This window comes from Gilvimarinus agarilyticus (assembly GCF_000832015.1).
In the GTDB taxonomy this organism is placed as follows: domain Bacteria; phylum Pseudomonadota; class Gammaproteobacteria; order Pseudomonadales; family Cellvibrionaceae; genus Gilvimarinus; species Gilvimarinus agarilyticus.
Genome location: NZ_JXCJ01000001.1, coordinates 3,084,133 through 3,102,229, shown reverse-complemented (window position 1 = coordinate 3,102,229; position 18,097 = coordinate 3,084,133). Strand labels below are relative to the sequence as shown.

The following is an 18,097-nucleotide window of genomic DNA, read 5'->3' as shown; positions in this document are numbered from 1 at the left end:
GAGATTACTATGTCTAGTATGGATAATTTTGTCGGGCTGAGCGTTGTGCTAACAGGCTTTGCTAAAAGTGTCATAAACCCCACCTTAGATGAGGTCAACATTAAAGCTGAGTACTTGCCGGTTTGGACTGAGCGCGTGGCCAGCGAATCGGGCGACAACCAATTGCCCGAAAAAATCCTCAGTAACTACCAAGCATTGAGTGAGCAAGAACCGGCGTTAACCGATCAGCAAATCGGCGAGCAAATGCTCAGCGACTCGCAAAGTGCCGCATTTGTGTTGGCGTGCCGTCAGCTTATTTTTTTGTGGTACATGGGCGCCTGGCCCACCGTGCAAGAAGCGCCCGGTACCAGTACCGGGGGGCGTACCGATTTTTGCACACTGTCGTCAAAAAGTTATACCTCGGGTTTGGTGTGGCGGGTAATGCAGGCGCACCCCATGGGCGATTCAAATTATAGTTACGGGTATTGGGGCGAGCCCCCCGTAGCGCTCGATAAGTACACCGGCCAACAATAACGATTAAGGAGCAGATCATGAGTGACAGTGATGTTTTTGATGTGGTGATTGTCGGGGCCGGTATCGCCGGCGCGATTGTCGCCCACGAGCTGGGCAAAGCAGGTAAAAAAGTACTGATATTAGAAGGCGGCCCCAAAGTGCCGCCCGATCGTTCGGGTTATATGGAAACGTTTTACAAAGCCAATGCCAAAACCCCCGAGTCTCCATACCCGCCGGCTACCCAGGCGGCCGTGCCGGCAACGGCCGATAACCCGTTAGGGCTGCCAGACCCGGCGGGCGAGAACACGCCGCGCTATACCGTGTTACAAGTGGATGCCTGGCGCAAGAAAACCCAAAGCTATTTTGACTACACCGAGCAAGAGGCGGGATTAACGGGCACCAGCTTAAACGCCAAGTTTGCGTTTGCCAGCTCGTACGAGCGGGTGGGGGGCGGTACTACGTGGCATTGGCTGGGTACCTGCCTGCGCTTGTTTCCCGAGGATTTTCAGTTAAAAACCCTGTATGACCAGGGTGTTGATTGGCCGGGTGGGGCTGATTTTTACTACGACTTGGTGCCATTCTACGAAAAAGCCAACCGTGTGATTGGCGTCTCGGGCGATAAGCCGTCGCTCGAGCGGGTGTACCAACAATACAACGTCGAGCCGAGCGGCGAGTATGGCGCCGAATATGATTTTGCCATGCCGGGCATTGTACCGAGCCTGCAGGATGACTTGTACAGCAAGTCGCTGGGAGCTATGAGCTATGACGGCAACCCCGTGTACGTAACGCCAACACCCCAGGGGCGCAACTCGGTGCCCCATCAAAATCGTCGTCAGTGCGCGGGTAATACCAACTGTATTCCTATTTGCCCCATTCAGGCCAAATACGATGCGACGGTAACCCTCGCCGATGCCGTGCAAACCGGCAACGTAGAAATTCGCTACCAGCACGTGGCCAGCAATATTCAGCTGGCGGATGACGCTAGCGTTTGCGGTATTGACTATTTGGTGTACGACCAACCCAATGGTATTGCCACCGGCTCGGGCACTGTGCAAGCCAAAGCGTATGTGCTGGCTGCGCACGCCATCGAAACGCCTAAGCTGTTGTTAATGTCCAATAAAAACCCAGGTTTTGAATGCGGTGTTGCGAATAAGCACGATCAAGTGGGCCGCCACTTAATGGATCACATTATGTATTTGGGTTGGGGGTTGGCCAAAGACCCGATGTACCCTTACCGTGGGCCGCTTTCCACCTCGGGCATCGAGTCGCTGCGCGATGGCGAGTTTCGCCGCGAGCGCTCGGCCTACCGGGTAGAAATTGGCAACGAGGGGTGGCAGTGGGCCGCTAACGACCCGGCCACCACTTTGGCTGATTTTGTGTTTGGGCAAAATAACTCGCAGTTAAACGGTAACTCGGTGAATGAGCAGGGCGAGCCATTGCGCTGGGATACCAACGCCCCGGCGTTTTCCAAATTGTTTGGCGCCGAGCTGGTGCAAACCCTTAATCAGGTATACACCCGGCAGATGCGCTTGGGCTATTTGATTGAGCAGCTGCCCGACCCGGATAATCGCGTGCAATTATCTTCTGAGTTAAAAGACAATTTAGGCCTGCCGAGGCCATTGGTTACCTACCGGTTGGGCTCGGATTACGAGCGCAAGAGTTTTGTCTCGGCTAAAAAACTCACCACCGAGTTATTTAACAAACTTGGCGCTACCGAGTACACCAAGGCACCGGCTGATCCGGTGTTTTATAAAACCGAGGGTGGGCCCGACGTTACCTCCACCAGTTTTCAGTACACCGATGATGACGGCACTACCCATAACTTTAAGTTTTATGGTGCCGGCCACATTGTGGGCACTTACCGCATGGGCACTAAACCCGAGAACTCGGTATTAAACTCACGTCAGCAATCCTGGGATCATCACAACCTGTATATGGTGGGCAGTGGGGTCTTCCCGACCATTGCTACCGGTAACCCGACGCTTACCATTGCCGCACTGGCGCTGCAGGCGGCGGAGAATATTAAGCAGGATTTGGTATGAGTGTAGAGTAGTTAAACCCTGCGTTAAAAGCCCCAGAAACCCTGGGGCTTTTTTTTGGCTGAACGGTGAGCGCGCAAAAGGTGGGTGGCGATAGGGCGGTTGACACTTATTAAACCATTTCATTTGCTGTTAGTTCTCTTTTGGTAATGATAATGATTGTTGTTTGTGTTATTGTGCGCCCCAGTTTTTACCCATAACTGTTTGGAGCGCCTTCGTGAACTATAAACTTCTCCCTCTTTCTGCGGCCATATTGCTGTGTACCCACGCGCAACTCGGCCTGGCTCAGGATGCAGCCAGTGACAACTCAGCGCAGATCAGCCCCAAGGAAGGCTCTATCGAAGAAATCACCGTCACTGGTAAGTACGCCGTTGAGCAAACATTGGATACCGCCACGGGTCTCGGTTTAACGCTGCAAGAGACGCCTCAATCGGTATCAATCCTGACTTTTGAGCGGATGCAAGATCAGAACATTACCACTATCTTAGACGCGGTGAATAACGCCGTAGGCGTTAGCTCGGAGGAGGTGGATAACGTACGCAATAACTTTTACTCGCGCGGCTTTCGCATCGACAGTTACCAGATTGACGGCGTACCCACCTCGTGGAGCTTAGGGGGCGACTCGGGTGAGACCGTCGCCGATACCGCCATTTACGAGCGGGTGGAGTTTGTCCGGGGGGCCACCGGTTTGTTAACCGGGGTGGGCGACCCTTCAGCCTCTATTAACCTGGTGCGCAAACACGCCGACAGCCGCGATTTAAACGGTTTTGTCGAGGTCGCCACCGGCAGCTGGGATAAAAAACGCCTGACCGCCGATGTAGCCACAGGGTTAAACGACAGCGGCTCGCTTCGTGGCCGCGTGGTGGGGCGTTATCTGGAGGGTGAATCCCATGTGGATTACTATGAAGACGACAAAAGCGTTTTTTACGGCGTGCTAGAGGCCGATTTAACCGACAACACGGTGCTGAGCGTGGGTAGCAGCTATCAGCACAGCGACCCTAAAAGTACCGTGTGGGGCGCGTTGCCTACCTTCTTCTCTGATGGCAGCAAAGCCGACTGGGATGTTTCCAAAACCACCGCCATGGACTGGAACCGCTGGGAAACAACCAACACCAATTACTTTGCCAGCGTCAATCATATGTTTAATAACGGCTGGGAGCTGCTCGCCAACTACAATCACCTAACCTACGAAAAAGACACCAAGCTGCTTTATGTGTACGGCTCGCTGGATAAAGTTACCGGTGCCGGCTTAAACGCGCAGCGCTATCGCAGTGACGGTGAATCGAAGCAAGACAGCTTTGACGTGCAATTAAAAGGCGACTTTGGCCTGTTTAACCAAACCCACGATTTTGTGTTGGGCGCACTTTACAGCGAGCAAGCTGCCGAAACCTTTACTCAGCAACCACTGGGCGGTGATATGAGTGGGGGCTATGATCGGGTAGACGTTGATAACTTTTACGAGTGGGGCGATTTGTACGAGCCCGAGTGGTTGGACGAGCGCACCCAGTCGCAAGATATCGAGACCGAACAGCGCGGTTACTACGCCGCAACCCGCCTCTCGGCCACCGATAAACTCAAGTTTATTATCGGTGGCCGTGTTGCCACCTGGTTGCGCACTGGCTTTGACTGGAGCGGCAACGTGGATTACGGCAACGAGGATGAATTTATTCCTTACGCCGGCGCGCTGTACGATGTTACTGAAGCTCACCGCGTGTACGCCAGCTACACCGAAATTTTTAAACCGCAAAGCAGCCGCGACGTTAACGGCCAGTTTTTAGATCCGTTAATAGGCAAGAGCGCCGAGATAGGTTTAAAAAGCCGCTTCCTGAATGATCGTTTAAACACCACCGTGGCCCTGTTTGATATTCAGCAAGATAACCTGGCGCAGCTGGACACCGATTTTATCGGCACGCCCGAGCAACAGTCGGCTTACTACCCAGCCGAGGGCGCGCAAAGCCGCGGGGTTGAGCTGGAGGTTGTGGGCCAGCCCATCGATGGTTGGAACATCAATGCCGGTTACTCGCAGTACACGGTCGAGGACGCCAACGGTAATGATCTAAACACCGATATCCCCACCAAGATCTTTAAGCTGTTTACCTCCTACGAATTTGATGGTGCACTGCAAGGGTTAATGTTGGGTGGTGGCGTTAACTGGCAAAACGAGACTTACTCTGAGGGTACTAACCCCGCCGGTAACCCCGACCGGTTTGAGCAGGATTCGTATGTGCTGGCCAACTTAATGGCGCGTTACCACTTTACCGACGACCTGAGCGTGCAGTTTAATGCCGCCAACATCACCGACGAGAAGTACTACTCGCAGGTGGGGCAGTTTAGCTCGTACCGTTATGGTACGCCGCGCAACTACACCTTGAGCTTAAACTACCGCTTTAACTAAAAGCACACAGCTCCCGGGGTATTATGTTCGCCCCGGGAATCTTCCTTCCGTTTGGCCTCTATTATTTTACGGTTAACTTTCTACAGTACTCTCTGCACCAGGCGTCTTGCAGCACGCTGTGTGTCGGTTGGTGTTAACGGGTTAAACAAGGTAAAACAGAATTGAAGGGGGCCGATAAGCCCCCGGTGTTACGTTACTTACTAGCCGCTTCGCGCATGTCCATAATCGGCATGGTGCCGCTGCCTAAAATAGTGGCGGGTAGCTTGCCGTCCCAGGCTTGCGCCTCGGTTAGTTTCACAATCAAGGGGTTGTCACGCAGTGCGCGCGCTTTTGCCTCAATGGCTTTTGCCTCGGCCTCACCTTTAAGCAGTATCGATTGCGCTTCGGCTTCGGCTACTTTGATAATCCCTTGGGCTTGGGCGTCGGCGGTGTTTACTTCGCGCAGGGCTTCTAAGCGTTGCCGCTCGAGCTTATGCTCTTCGGCGGCGGCCAGGTTTTTCTCGGTTTGTTTGGTTTCAATCGATTGAATGTACTTGCTGGGCAGTACGATATTTTCAATCTGAATGTTATCCACGATCACGGGAAACTCTGACATCTCTTCGATTAACCGGGTTTCAATGCCGGTAATGGCCAGGGCGCGATCCTGAATCAACTGTTCGGCTTCAAACTTGGGGATGGTGTCTTTGGTGGCGGAGCGAAAACGCGGGTCGAGAATGCGCTGTTCAAATTGCAGCAGGCCACCATAGCGGCGAAACAGCTCCAGTGCCGCCTCTTTGTTAACGGTCCAGTTTACTGAAACCTCGACGGTTACCGGCATTTGCTCGGCGGTGCTGCTGGCCATTTTCTCGCCGTTTTTACGGGTGCGCACTTCAATCGATTCCACCGAGTCCATAAAGGGGACTTTAAAGTGCAGGCCGGGGTTCTCTTGATACTTGGCCTCGCCAAAGCGTTTTACAATCCCGACGTGGCCCTCCTCGACGGTATAAACCGAACTCATAGCGACGATGAGTACCGCTAACGCGAAAATGCCGGAGGCAATCCATTTAATATTCAACTGTTTTTGAAACATAAGGCAAACGTCCTTTTTGATGTAATCCAATGGTTTTTATTATTCGCTAAGCGGCGCGCGCTTGTTTTATGCTGCCGCTTAGCACTATAGGGCTGGTGAGATTAATGTCACGCAGCCAAACTGTCAATTGCGGCGATGCTAGCCCTGCAACCCTTTACTCGCTAAATATTCATCGTAGCTACCCGAAAAGTCGATAATTTTATTATCGCTGATTTCTAAAATACGGGTGGCTACGGACGAGACAAACTCGCGGTCATGGCTGACAAAAATCAAGGTGCCTGGGTAGTTCTCCAGCGCCACATTCAGCGATTCGATCGACTCCATGTCCAGGTGGTTGGTGGGCTCATCCAGCAACATCACGTTGGGCTTTTGCAGAATCAGCCGGCCAAAAATCATGCGGCCTTGCTCACCGCCCGAGATAACCTTCACGCGCTTGTTGATATCGTCGTTGCTAAACAGTAAGCGCCCCAGTGTGCCGCGAATTAACTGCTCATCGCCGTTGACCGGCTTAAACTGGCTCATCCACTCAAACAGTGTCTCGTTATTGGCAAAGTCGCTGGTGTGGTCTTGGGCGTAGTGGCCGATTTTAACGTTCTCGGACCACTTAACCGTACCACTATCCGGCGTAAGCTCGCCCAGCAAGGTACGCAGTAGGGTGGTTTTACCCGCGCCGTTCTCGCCAATAACCGCAATGCGCTCGCCCACTTCAACCATTAAATCAAAAGGCTTAAACAGCGGGCCCTCGTCAAAGCCTTTGGTGAGGTTGTGTACCTCAAGGGCTAAACGGTGCAGTTTCTTATCTTGCTCAAAACGGATAAACGGATTCACCCGGCTAGAGGGTTTAATGTCTTCCAGCTGAATTTTATCGATTTGCTTAGCGCGCGAGGTGGCCTGCTTGGCCTTAGAGGCATTGGCCGAAAAACGGCTGACAAACTGTTGCAGCTCGGCGATTTGGTTTTTCTTTTTGGCGTTATCCGCGTACTGGCGCTCGCGTACAGCGGTGGCCGCCGTCATGTAATCGTCGTAGTTGCCAGGGTAGAGGCGAATCTCGCCGTAATCGACATCGGCCATATGGGTGCACACGCTGTTTAAAAAGTGTCGGTCGTGCGAGATGATTACCATGGTGCTGTTGCGCTGGTTAAGGGTCTCGCTTAGCCAGTGAATGGTGTGGATGTCCAGGTTGTTGGTAGGCTCATCCAGCAACAGTACATCCGGGTCCGAGAACAGCGCCTGCGCCAACAGCACCCGCAGCTTCCAGCCGGGGGCGATTTCACTCATGGGGCCAAAATGTTGCTCGACGCCAATGCCCAGCCCGATCAGCAACTCGCCGGCCCGCGACTCGGCGGTGTAACCGTCCATCTCGGCAAACTCAGCTTCTAAGTCGCCCACCCGAATACCGTCGGCCTCACTCATCTCGGGTAAGCTGTAAATACGGTCGCGCTCTTCTTTTACCGTCCACAGCTCGGCGTGGCCCATAATGACGGTATCCACGACCGAGTATTGCTCAAAGGCAAACTGATCCTGGCGCAGCTTACCGATACGCTCACCAGGGTCGAGCGACACGTTACCGGCGCTGGGGACCAAATCGCCCCCCAGAATCTTCATAAAGGTGGATTTGCCACAGCCATTAGCGCCGATTAAGCCGTAACGGTTGCCGTTGCCGAATTTAACCGAAACGTCTTCAAATAACGGCTTGGCGCCGAACTGCATAGTGATATTGGCGGTCGTGAGCACGGGTAATCCTGTCAGGTAGTGAGGGTGGTTGCGGGGCGCAGATGTTGAGCTGATCTGGGTTATCGCCAGAGGCGCGCGATTGTCCCAGAAGTGGGGGGATACATCAACGGTAAAGGTGTTACGGGGGAGGGTGCGGCTAAAGCGGGGTTTCAGCGTCATACCGGCCTTGAGCCGGTATCTAGTGGCCTTTTAGCTTCGGAGTGCATTGGGTGCTATACGATTGTGTTGGTTGGGCACAGTTTTGTTTATGCTCGTCGCGATTTTCGCTACGTCGTCATAACGGCCTTGAGCCGGTATCTAGTGGCCTTTTAGCTACGGAGTGCATTGGGTGCTATACGATTACATTAGTAGGTTACTGCCTTGTGTGCCCTCAGTCGCCGGGCGGGCGAGTTACTTTTCTGTTTGGCCAGAAAAGTAACCAAAAGGCAATTCCTGCGTTGTTCTACTTCCCACATCCATGTGGGGCACATGCGCTCGCGGGATGAGTGCATCCTTGCGCGTCAAAGGCCGCCCCGACGCATATTTTTTCGCACTTGGGCTTTATCACGAAGGTTAAATAATAACGGCTAACGTAGCGTTGTTACGGCAATATTGGGGTGACGCAAGTCGATCTATAAGTCATAATGACTATTACCTGTTGCGAGTGTATATAAGCTGCTCGCCGAATAAAAATAGTAGCTAGAGGCTTTTTGGTATGAACTGCTCATCCCGCTTAGTGCGGTCCCTTCGAATCTTTTTGCCGCTTGTGCTGGTAGCCATATGGCCCGTTCAGGCCGTCAGTAAATCGGATGCTGCGCCGCAACCCGAATCGCGCCAAAGGTTGTTGGTGCTCACTGATATTGAAGCCGACCCGGACGATGCACAGACGTTTGTACGGCTGCTGCATTACGCGAATCAGATAGACATAGAAGGTGTGGTGCCTACTACTTCGGTTCATCAAAAAACCATGGTGGCACCCGAAACCCTAGAGAAAATTATTGATGCCTATAACGCCGTGCGTGACAACCTGTTAAAGCACGAAAAAGGTTACCCTAAAGCGAGTCAGTTACAAAGCCTCGTAAAGTCAGGTCTGGCCGTTTACGGAATGGACGGTGTAGGCCCAGATAAAGACTCCGAGGGTTCAGACTGGATTATAAAGGTACTTGAGCGTGACGATGACCGGCCTCTTTGGGTTTCGGTGTGGGGCGGACCAAATGTTTTGGCACAGGCACTGTATCGACTGCGGGAAACAAAGTCCGAGGCTGAACTTAAAGAATTAATCGCCAAGTTACGGGTATACACCATCTCCGACCAAGACGACTCGGCCGCCTGGATACGGCAAAACTTCCCCGAGCTTTTTTATGTAGTAAGCCCCGGCGGTTACGGCGCGGCCACGTGGACGGGTATTAGCGCGGTGATTGATGGCATCGACAATGCCACCATCAGCAACGAGTGGTTGGCCAGCAATATTCAGCAATCGCACGGGCCGCTGGGTGCGCAATACCCGGATGTTGCCTATGGTATGGAAGGCGACACACCCGCTTGGCTTAATTTAATACCCAATGGCTTGAGTGTGCCCGAGCGTCCTGACTGGGGTGGTTGGGGAGGCCGCTACGAGCTATACACCCCAGAGCTACAAGACCTAGATCCAGAGGGTTTTACCGGCGGTGTACCGGTTGAGGCCGAGACCCGTCCAATCTGGACCAATGCGGTTGACACCTACACGCCGTCGCGCGCATCCAGCTTTGGGCGCTCAATCAAAGCGGGCGAACAATTTTTTACCGATTACCGCGCGACCTTATGGCGCTGGCGTGATGAGCTACAAAACGATTTTGCCGCTCGGATCGATTGGGGCGTAAAGTCTTACGACGATGCGAACCATCCCCCGGTGGTGGTGTTAAATCACTCCGAGCAGATGTCGATTAAATCAGGAAGTTACTTTCACTTGGATGCTCGCGGTACCCACGACCCAGACGGCGACAGCCTGACGTATTGGTGGTTTAACTACCCAGAAGTCGGCAGCATGAAAGACGCGGTGGCCATTAACAGCGCCGAGAATATGGTGCGAGTGCATGTGCGTGCACCCGAGGTACAGCAGCCGCAACAATTGCATTTTATTGTGAAGGTTACTGATCGCGGCTTGCCGCCTTTGACGCGTTATAAGCGGGTGATTGTGACGGTAGAGCCGTAGTTGGGTGGTTGGTTGCTCGCCTTTGATGGCGACCGAAGCTTTTGATGTCCCCGCATCGCCGGGCGGGGCGAGTGATTGTAGTCTACTCGTCCTGCCGGCCTTGAGCCGGTATCCAGTGGCCTTTTAGCTTCGGAGTGCCTTGGGTGCTATACGATTACAATGGTAGGTTACTGCCGCCAAGCTTGGAGGCGACAGCAAGAAAAAGGAAGTTGCTATGCATATTCGGGAAGCGAGCGTTGCAGATGCTGAAGAGATTGCTCAGGTGCAGCTTCAAGCGTGGAAGTCTGCCTACTCAGGAATTATGCCCGAAGAGTTTATTGATTCAATGGATGTGGAAATATACCGCTCAAACTGGCAGAGGGCGTTAAAGCACTCTGGGCCTGGGCGGTATTTAGTGGCGGTAAATGACGACGTTTTGCTAGGGTTTAGCGTATTCGGCCCAGCGAGAGATGCAGATTTAGATGGTGAACGCTCGGCGGAGTTGGTGGGTATAAATGTAAAACCTACGGCGTGGCGCTCAGGTGTCGGTACCGCTTTGTTGCGAGACGTGGTGAAGGAGACTTCGGCTAGCTACCAGACACTTTACTTGTGGGTAGCAAAACAAAATGTTCGTGCCATTCAATTCTACGAGTCTCACGGATTTTCCCTGGAGGGAAAAGAAAAAACAGAAGAGTCACACGGAAATGTGGCGGAGGTTCGATACGTTTTACCTATGTGAATTAAGCATAGGTAACGACACTGGGTTCCGTGTCGCCGCTTCGCTCTGCACGGAATGACGTATAGTGTTGAGGGGTGTTGGTCCTCACTGATATTGAGCAGCTAACGCCTCGTTAGCATTTATCGTTCACCGTTCTAGTCCTCTCAAAATCCCTGCCAAAAACTCGCCAACGCAAATCCCAAAAACAATACAAATGCCCCGATATGTACCCACTTTAAATTAATGCGTTGCAGTATCCAGCGGCCAAAAATAACCACCGGTACGTTGGCAAGCAGCATGCCGAGTGTTGTACCGATAATCACCATCCAGGTCGCGCTGTATTTAGCGGCGAGCACCACCGTGGCGATTTGGGTTTTATCGCCAATCTCGGCGAGAAAAAACAGTACACAAGTTGCGCCAAAGGGGCCGAGTGCGGCAAATCGGCCGTCGGTGTCATCGGCTTTGTCGGGTATTAGCATCCACAGGGCGACGGCAAGAAAACTGACGCCGACAATCCAAGGTAGCCACTGGGGTGGAATTAACCCCCCGATCCAGTCGCCCAGCCAGGCCGATAAGCCGTGGTTGATTAGCGTAGCCACTAAAATGCCCAAACAAATAAGCGCCGGTCGGCCATAGCGGCCCACCAGCAAAAGGGCGAGCAGTTGAGTTTTATCGCCCATCTCCGCAATAGCCACGGCGAGGGTTGAACCTATTAATGCTTCCATACTTTTATCTAAATTGGTCTGTGAGGTTGATTGCTAGAGCTTTTGGTTAATTGCGACGAAGCGCGTTTTTTTAAATTCCGCCGCCGATCTGGGTGCCGACTTATTTTACGGGTAAGCAAACGGAGAAGGTGAACGCTGAAGGCAGAGAGGTTGGCCACGTTTGCACATATACCGCCAACCTCCGCCACCGGCGTCATCGAAATTTACATTAGTAAGGGAGGTACTCCCGCTTTTCTCCATAGGGCAACGGCGGCAGCTGTGCGCCCACTAGCTCCATCGCCTCCACGTACACTTTTTTAACGTCGGGCTTTAAGCCTACCTTCATACGCCGCGACAGCATGGTAACCGGAAACAGACAATCCTGCGTGTCTTTGATGCAAAGCGCGCGCGAGCGGCCGCGCTTGTCTTCGTAGATTTTCCACTCGAGCGCGGGCTCGGCGGTGAGCATGACGTCGGCGAGCACTACGCCCAATGCTTGCAGGGTGAGCTTGTCATCGTTGGCGACTAACTCGCGATCGACGACACGCTGCAAGGTGTTTAAATCGGTTTTGTCGCCGCGAATCGGGGTGCCGGTGTTTTCGCGGGTTAATCGGTCAACCCGCGCCCGCTGTTTGGCCAGATAGCTGCTGTCGGTCCAGCTTAGCTCCTCAATAATGGGGTATTGCGGCTCAAATTGGGCACTGCTAAAGGGGCTGATAAATGCCAGCAGCAGTAGGGCGTTACGCAACCATTTACTCATCGATTAGCTCCTTTGGGTTACCGCTGAGTTGGCGCTGTGGCACCTCAGGGCGGGTTTGATCATCTATCAGAGTGATAGGTTCGGGATGAGTTTCACTTAATGGCGCAGAGAGGCCAGAAGCGGCGACAACGTGTACGTGGCTGCGGCGCAGCTGGCGCGGCTCTGTGACGCCGCAGGCGTGGGCAATCAGGCCGACGCCGTAGGTCATATTGCGCTGGTAGTGTGCTACGCGGGTGGCTTTGTCGGTGGGGTCGAGGCCTTTTTGCAGCTTTGGATCGTGCGTGGTGACCCCGGTGGGGCAGGTGTTTTTATGGCACTGCATGGCCTGAATGCAGCCTAAAGCAAACATAAAGCCCCGTGCGCTAACGGTAAAGTCGGCGCCGCAGGCCAGCGCCCAGGCGACTTTCGCCGGGGTAATTAACTTACCTGAGGCGATGATTTTAATGCGCTCTTTAAGGCCGGCTTGGTTTAACAAATCCGATACCCAGGGCAAGCTCTCTTTTAGCGGCAGGCCGACAAAGTCCATCAGTGGTTGTGGCGCGGCGCCGGTGCCGCCGTCGCAGCTGTCGATGGTAATAAAATCCGGTGCGCGGTCGATGCCCCGCTGTTTAACGGCTTGCACCAAGTCGCGCAGCCAGCCTTTATCGCCAATCACGGCTTTAAAGCCCACCGGCTTGCCCGTGACTTCGCGAATATGTTCCAGCATATCCAGTAGGTCGTCGACCGAGCGGATATCCGGGTGGCCGTTGGGGCTGATGGACGGGTGCCCTTCGGCAATGCCGCGAATCTCGGCGATCTCGGCGGTGACTTTCTCGCCGGGTAAAATACCGCCCTTGCCGGGTTTGGCGCCCTGGCTGAGCTTGACCTCGATCATGCGCACGTTGTCGTGCCCGGCGATAACTTTTAAGCGCTCATCGCTTAGGTGGCCCTCGGCGTCGCGCACGCCGTATTTGGCGGTGCCTACCTGAAACACAATATCGCCGCCACCTTCCATATGGTAGGGCGATAGGCCGCCTTCACCGGTGTTTAGCCAGCAGCCGGCTTTGGCGGCACCGGCCGATAGCGCCCGTACGGCGGGGCGTGACAGGGCGCCGTAGCTCATGCCCGAGATGTTAAAGATCGAACTGGTGGTGTAAGGCGTGCGGCAGTATGGCCCGATGGTAACCTCTGAGGGCAGCGCAGCGTCTTGCTCGAGGGTGGGGAAGGCCGAGTTTAAAAACATCACACTGCCGGTGGGCGATAGGTCGCGGGTCGAGCCAAAGGCGATATTGGCATCGACATTTTTGGCCGCGCGGTAGGCCCACGAGCGCTCGGCGCGGTTAAAGGGCATCTCTTCGCGGTCCATGGCAAAGAAGTACTGGCGAAAAAACTCACCCATATGTTCAAAAAGGTAACGAAAGCGGCCAATAACCGGGTAGTTGCGTCTAATGGTGTGGGTGTTTTGATTCACGTCTATGATGTAAAGGACGATCACGGTGATAATAAGCACCACGAGCAAACCAATAAACAGCAGCGCGAAAGCGTTTAGTGCGGACAGGGCGAAATTGTCGTTGGTCATGAAATCTGGCTTCGGTTGAGAGTCTTTTGTTGGCTTATCTAGCCGGCTGGTGGCGCTTAAAGCGTTAACCGGTTGCTATCGCGCTATGATAGGCTTTTTTGCGCCCGGCTGCATGTTTGCTGCAGTGGCTTAAGGTTTTGTATGGTACATCGGCGGAGTAAAAAATCATGCGTGGATTAATGATGGTTTTATTGTGGGTTGTGGTGCTGGCGCAAGCTGCGGTGCTGTATATGGGCTACCAGCGAGAACAGGCACTCAGCGCTGAGGTGGCCTCGCTGCGCTCAGAGATGACGAGCTTGCGCCAGAATGTGGCGCAACAACGTAAAAAGCTGGTACAAATCGAACAGCAGTCGGTGAGTGCTATGGTCGCTAAAGCCAATAAAGTGATTGTGGAGGGGTGGGATGCCATTGTCGACTCGGTCGAGTCAGAGATGGTGCGCGCCCGCAAAGCGCTAACCGAGCTGGATGAGGAGCAAGCCGCCGGCGATCCAGCCTCCGGGGCGCAAAACGTACCCAGTAATTAAGCGTATGTGATGCGCGGCCCGGTTGAATGAACTTACGAGATCACGACAGAAAAGGATCAAACCATGAAAGCCTCAAAAATTATTTTAATCGTACTGCTGTTGATCGTAGTGGCGGTAGCAGGTGGCCTGTACTACCTGTTTAGCAATCTGGACTCATTGGTGGAGTCGGGTATCGAGAAGGTCGGCACCGATGTGACTAAAACGCAGGTGGATGTTGACCGGGTGCATATCGAGCTGCTCAAGGGCAGGGGCGAAATTTATGGCTTGAGTATCGCCAATCCGCCAGGCTACACCTCGGATAACCTGTTTCAGTTTAGCGAGGTAGCGTTGCAGATTGAACCTGCCAGCGTGAGATCGGATGTGATTGTGCTGAATGAGATCCTGATTGATGGGGTAACCTTAAACGCCGAGCACGACGGTGCAACCGGCACCAATGTGCAAGAGATACTCGATAACGTGCGCTCACAGTTTGCCGGTGGCGAACCCAAGCCCGAGGCGGAGCCCCAGGGCCAGACCAAAGAGTTGCGCTTTATGGTAGAGAAGCTCTCGTTTACTAACACGCAAATGTCGGTGATCTCGCCCAGTTTTAAAAATCGCACGGTAACCCTTGAAGGCATTAATCAGAGCAATATTGGCAGCCGTGAACAGGGGTTAACTCCGAAAGAATTGGCGCTGGCGATAGTGAAGCCACTGATGGATAAAGCGCAGGACCGCCTGGAAGACGAGCTGCGCGATCGCGCTATAGAAGAGGCGACCAAAGCAATTGAAGATAAGGTGTCTGAGTCAGATAAGAAGGTGTTAGACGGCTTAAAATCAATGTTTAGCGACGACAAATAACCTGCCAGCGGGCGGGGCTCGCAACCGTGCCGCCGATTAAGCGCCGGGCATTACGATAGTGAATGTCTCGTCGGCGATAAGCTCGCCCTCAATCGCGAGGGTAATACGCCAGGGGCCCTGCTTGTTTTCTACAGGGGCCCAAATGGTGTCGCCGATAAAAAAGTTCCAGTCGTTCTGCCGGATAAACTCTTCACCACTAAAAGGCGCCAGTGGCTCGCCGTCGTCACCTGGGATGTCCGGGTGGTAAATACAATACTGCAGCTTTTTGTTTTTGGCTTTTTTTATGTTAGCGATATAGCCGAATTCAATATCCAGCTGGCAGGGGATTTCCCGGGTGACTTTAAGTAGCTTAGGCAGCGCCTTAGACTCACTGTCCCAGGGGGTGTAAATGCCCCAGCTTTTAAGCTTAACGTGGTATTTCTTTTTGGCCATGAGAGTGTGATGCAATAAAGGGTTAATAGAGCGGGCGCTACTATACACCGGCGCGCACCGGCTGTTAACTGTGAGCGGTACCCCCAGAATGGTCGACTGTGATAGCCCTTACCCCCAAGCTGCGATAAACTGCCGCCTATGAAATGGTTGCTCGCGATTTTGATAGTGATATTTGTGGGGCTGCAATACCGGCTTTGGGTCGGGGATGGCAGCTATGCTCACCGTGCCCGACTGGAGCAAGAGATCGCCCGCCAAAGTGCTAAAAATGAGCAACTACTGGAGCGCAACCGCGTGCTGGCTGTTGAGGTCGAGGATCTAAAAACCGGCCATCAAGTGGTCGAGGCGCGGGCCCGTCACGATATTGGCATGATCAAAGACGGCGAAACCTTCTTTATGACCCACACCCCCGACGAATAAGACACCTCTATGCCAGAAGATCTAGCGCGCAGATGCTGGGCTATTGTACCTGCGGCGGGCAGTGGTACCCGCATGGGCAGCGATACCCCAAAACAATACCTACCCATTGATGGCAAGCCCATCCTGGCTTACACCCTAGAGAAACTCTTAGCGGTGCCCGATATAAAAGGCGTTGTGGTGGCCTTGGGCCCGGATGATGCCCACTGGCGCACTCTGGCTTTGGCCGGCCACCCCAAAGTGCACACGGTAACCGGTGGCGCCGAGCGAGCTGACTCCGTGTTGCAAGCATTGAACGCGCTGCAACTGTTTGCCGGAGCGGATGATTGGGTGCTGGTGCACGATGCGGCGCGCCCCTGTGTGCAGGTCGCCGATATCGAGCGGTTACTGCACAGGGTACGCGCCGGCGATGCAGACGGTGGCCTGTTGGCAATACCGGTGAATGACACTCTTAAGCAGGTGCGCGATGATCGGGTAAAGACCACGGTGGATCGCAGTGCATTGTGGGCGGCGCAAACCCCTCAGTGTTTTCGGCGTCAGGCATTGCAGCGCGCACTGCAAGAGGCAAAAGCCAGCGGTATTGCGGTAACCGATGAAACCAGTGCCATGGAGCACGGGGGCGCCAGCGCTATTGTGGTTGAGGGACGGGCCGACAATATTAAGGTGACCCGCCAAGAAGATTTACTACTGGCGCAGGCAATCCTGCGTCACCAGAGGGAGGAGTAAACATGCGCATAGGGCAGGGCTACGATGTTCATAAATTTGGGCCGGGCGATAAAATTGTGATCGGTGGGGTGGTGATCCCGCATACCCATGGCTTAGTGGCCCACTCCGATGGCGACGTGTTGCTGCACGCTTTGTGCGACGCGTTGCTGGGCGCCTGTGCACTGGGGGATATTGGCCACCACTTTCCGGATACCGACCCGCAGTATAAAGGGGCCAATAGCCGTGAGCTGCTGCGTCTGGTAAATCAAAAAATGCGTGCTTGCGGTTGGCAACTGGGCAACGCCGATATGACCATTATTGCTCAGGCACCGCGCATGGCGAGGCATATATCCGCCATGTGCGAGGCCATCGCCGCCGATTTAGATTGCGCACTTAATCAGGTCAACGTAAAGGCTACCACCACCGAGAAGCTAGGCTTTACCGGCCGCGAAGAGGGCATCGCCGCGCAGGCGAGCGTCTTATTAAAACCTTTGGTCGGAGAGCCCTGTGCCTGAAGAGTTTGAGATTAACTTTCCCCGCGCCTACGGCGATTTGTTGGGTGAGGCGGGCTTTCGGACCGAGAATGCCGATTTTCTAGTGACCGAAGAGCTTGGCTTTAGCCCTTCGGGCGAGGGTGAGCATGTTTATTTGTACATCGAGAAAGACGGCGATAACACCGCTTGGATCGCCCGCCAAATAGCAGCGTTGGCGGGTATTGAAACCCGCGATATTGGCTACTGCGGGCTTAAAGACCGCCACGCCATTACCCGCCAGTGGTTTAGCGTGTATCTGCCCAAAGCGCCAGAGCCCGATTGGCGGGCCCTGCAAACCGACACCATCCGGGTGCTAGAGGTTTCGCGCCACCGGCAAAAATTGCGCCGGGGCCAGCATCTGTGTAATCGCTTTAGTATTTTATTGCGCGCGGTAAGCGCTGATGTGGCAGCGCTCGAGCAGCGCTTAACCGACATTGCCACGCACGGCGTACCTAATTATTTTGGCCCGCAGCGCTTTGGTATCGACGGCGGTAATTTGGTACTGGCGCAGCGTTTACTGGTCGATCAGGTGCGTATTAAAAACCGGCCCAAGCGTTCTATGGCACTGTCGGCGGCGCGCTCGTACCTGTTTAACCAAGTGTTGGCGGAGCGCGTCAAGCGCGATTGCTGGCGCGAGCTCATGCCTGACGAGTCACCCATCGAGATAAGCGGTGACGCGCTGCCCAGTGGCCCACTGTGGGGCCGGGGTAGGCCTCAGGTTGCAGGTGCTGCACTGGCGCTGGAGGAGCAAGTGCTGGCACCCTGGCAGCATTGGTGCGAGCCGCTGGAGTTTACCGGTGTTAATCAAGATCGCCGGGCGCTCGTCTCTAAAGCACAGAACTTAAGCTGGCAGTGGCAGGGCGAGGATTTGCGCCTCGACTTTGCCTTGGGCGTGGGCTGTTACGCCACCTCGGTGATCGCCGAGCTGCTGCTGACCAAGCTCCCGGAGCGGCTGTCAGAGGCCTGATTTGAACGGCTTTTATGCTATAGTGGCCAAACTGAAAATGGCGAGATCAAAAAAGGCACTGGGCACT

Annotated in this window: 17 protein-coding genes; 11 read left to right on the top strand and 6 right to left on the bottom strand. The window is 54.1% G+C overall.

Features of this window, described 5'->3' with window-relative positions:
* Window positions 1-9: 9 nt before the first annotated feature.
* The 3 genes from SD69_RS13595 (at window position 10) to SD69_RS13585 (ending at window position 4,926) form a co-directional block, all read left to right on the top strand.
* Complete coding sequence (locus tag SD69_RS13595; protein WP_041523648.1) at window positions 10-513, top strand: hypothetical protein; 504 nt, start codon at window positions 10-12, stop codon at window positions 511-513.
* A 17-nt stretch (window positions 514-530) separates the two neighbouring features.
* Window positions 531-2,534, top strand: coding sequence for a GMC family oxidoreductase (locus tag SD69_RS13590; protein ID WP_041523647.1), 2,004 nt, complete (start codon window positions 531-533; stop codon window positions 2,532-2,534).
* A 214-nt stretch (window positions 2,535-2,748) separates the two neighbouring features.
* Entirely contained in the window at window positions 2,749-4,926 is a 2,178-nt protein-coding gene (locus tag SD69_RS13585) for a TonB-dependent siderophore receptor (RefSeq protein WP_041523646.1), read from the top strand.
* Window positions 4,927-5,119: 193 nt separating this feature from the next.
* On the opposite strand, the gene SD69_RS13580 is transcribed toward SD69_RS13585, so the two are convergent.
* On the bottom strand, window positions 5,120-5,995 hold the full coding sequence (locus tag SD69_RS13580; RefSeq protein ID WP_041523645.1) for a prohibitin family protein: 876 nt from the start codon (window positions 5,993-5,995) through the stop codon (window positions 5,120-5,122).
* A gap of 138 nt (window positions 5,996-6,133) precedes the next feature.
* Window positions 6,134-7,729, bottom strand: coding sequence for an ABC-F family ATPase (locus SD69_RS13575; RefSeq protein ID WP_041523644.1), 1,596 nt, complete (start codon window positions 7,727-7,729; stop codon window positions 6,134-6,136).
* 694 nt (window positions 7,730-8,423) lie between these two features.
* On the opposite strand from SD69_RS13575, the gene SD69_RS13570 reads away from it, so the two are divergent.
* Together SD69_RS13570 and SD69_RS13565 are read left to right on the top strand one after the other, a co-directional pair.
* The gene (locus tag SD69_RS13570; RefSeq protein ID WP_157471685.1) at window positions 8,424-9,899 is read left to right on the top strand and encodes a DUF1593 domain-containing protein; all 1,476 of its coding nucleotides are present in this window, start codon (window positions 8,424-8,426) and stop codon (window positions 9,897-9,899) included.
* A 214-nt stretch (window positions 9,900-10,113) separates the two neighbouring features.
* Window positions 10,114-10,617: a GNAT family N-acetyltransferase gene (locus SD69_RS13565; protein WP_041523643.1), complete on the top strand. Its 504-nt coding sequence runs from the start codon at window positions 10,114-10,116 to the stop codon at window positions 10,615-10,617.
* 143 nt (window positions 10,618-10,760) lie between these two features.
* Here SD69_RS13565 and SD69_RS13560 read toward each other — a convergent pair whose 3' ends face one another.
* The 3 genes from SD69_RS13560 to SD69_RS13550 form a co-directional block, all read right to left on the bottom strand.
* Window positions 10,761-11,321: a TMEM165/GDT1 family protein gene (locus SD69_RS13560; RefSeq protein WP_041523642.1), complete on the bottom strand. Its 561-nt coding sequence runs from the start codon at window positions 11,319-11,321 to the stop codon at window positions 10,761-10,763.
* A gap of 208 nt (window positions 11,322-11,529) precedes the next feature.
* On the bottom strand, window positions 11,530-12,060 hold the full coding sequence (locus SD69_RS13555; protein WP_041523641.1) for a DUF3806 domain-containing protein: 531 nt from the start codon (window positions 12,058-12,060) through the stop codon (window positions 11,530-11,532).
* Window positions 12,053-13,618 carry an FMN-binding glutamate synthase family protein gene (locus tag SD69_RS13550; protein WP_052481159.1) on the bottom strand — a complete coding sequence of 522 codons (1,566 nt, stop codon included), beginning with the start codon at window positions 13,616-13,618 and terminating at the stop codon, window positions 12,053-12,055. Before SD69_RS13550 ends, SD69_RS13555 begins: the two co-directional genes overlap by 8 nt.
* A gap of 167 nt (window positions 13,619-13,785) precedes the next feature.
* Between SD69_RS13550 and SD69_RS13545 the strand changes: the two genes are divergently transcribed.
* Both SD69_RS13545 and SD69_RS13540 read left to right on the top strand, forming a co-directional pair.
* Window positions 13,786-14,142: a hypothetical protein gene (locus SD69_RS13545; RefSeq protein WP_041523640.1), complete on the top strand. Its 357-nt coding sequence runs from the start codon at window positions 13,786-13,788 to the stop codon at window positions 14,140-14,142.
* Window positions 14,143-14,205: 63 nt separating this feature from the next.
* Window positions 14,206-14,979, top strand: coding sequence for a DUF748 domain-containing protein (locus tag SD69_RS13540; protein WP_041523639.1), 774 nt, complete (start codon window positions 14,206-14,208; stop codon window positions 14,977-14,979).
* A gap of 36 nt (window positions 14,980-15,015) precedes the next feature.
* Here SD69_RS13540 and SD69_RS13535 read toward each other — a convergent pair whose 3' ends face one another.
* Entirely contained in the window at window positions 15,016-15,411 is a 396-nt protein-coding gene (locus SD69_RS13535; protein ID WP_041524823.1) for a DUF3859 domain-containing protein, read from the bottom strand.
* A gap of 138 nt (window positions 15,412-15,549) precedes the next feature.
* On the opposite strand from SD69_RS13535, the gene SD69_RS13530 reads away from it, so the two are divergent.
* Genes SD69_RS13530 through truD form a run of 4 tightly spaced genes read left to right on the top strand, consistent with a single transcriptional unit; the run spans window position 15,550 to window position 18,030 of the window.
* On the top strand, window positions 15,550-15,828 hold the full coding sequence (locus SD69_RS13530; protein ID WP_041523638.1) for a septum formation initiator family protein: 279 nt from the start codon (window positions 15,550-15,552) through the stop codon (window positions 15,826-15,828).
* Between the two features lie 9 nt (window positions 15,829-15,837).
* A complete protein-coding gene (gene ispD / locus SD69_RS13525) occupies window positions 15,838-16,551 on the top strand; it encodes a 2-C-methyl-D-erythritol 4-phosphate cytidylyltransferase (RefSeq protein WP_041523637.1) in 714 nt (237 codons plus the stop codon).
* A gap of 2 nt (window positions 16,552-16,553) precedes the next feature.
* On the top strand, window positions 16,554-17,045 hold the full coding sequence (gene ispF, locus SD69_RS13520) for a 2-C-methyl-D-erythritol 2,4-cyclodiphosphate synthase (RefSeq protein ID WP_041523636.1): 492 nt from the start codon (window positions 16,554-16,556) through the stop codon (window positions 17,043-17,045).
* On the top strand, window positions 17,038-18,030 hold the full coding sequence (gene truD, locus SD69_RS13515; protein WP_041523635.1) for a tRNA pseudouridine(13) synthase TruD: 993 nt from the start codon (window positions 17,038-17,040) through the stop codon (window positions 18,028-18,030). The genes ispF and truD overlap by 8 nt, the downstream gene beginning before the upstream one ends.
* Window positions 18,031-18,097 lie beyond the last annotated feature (67 nt).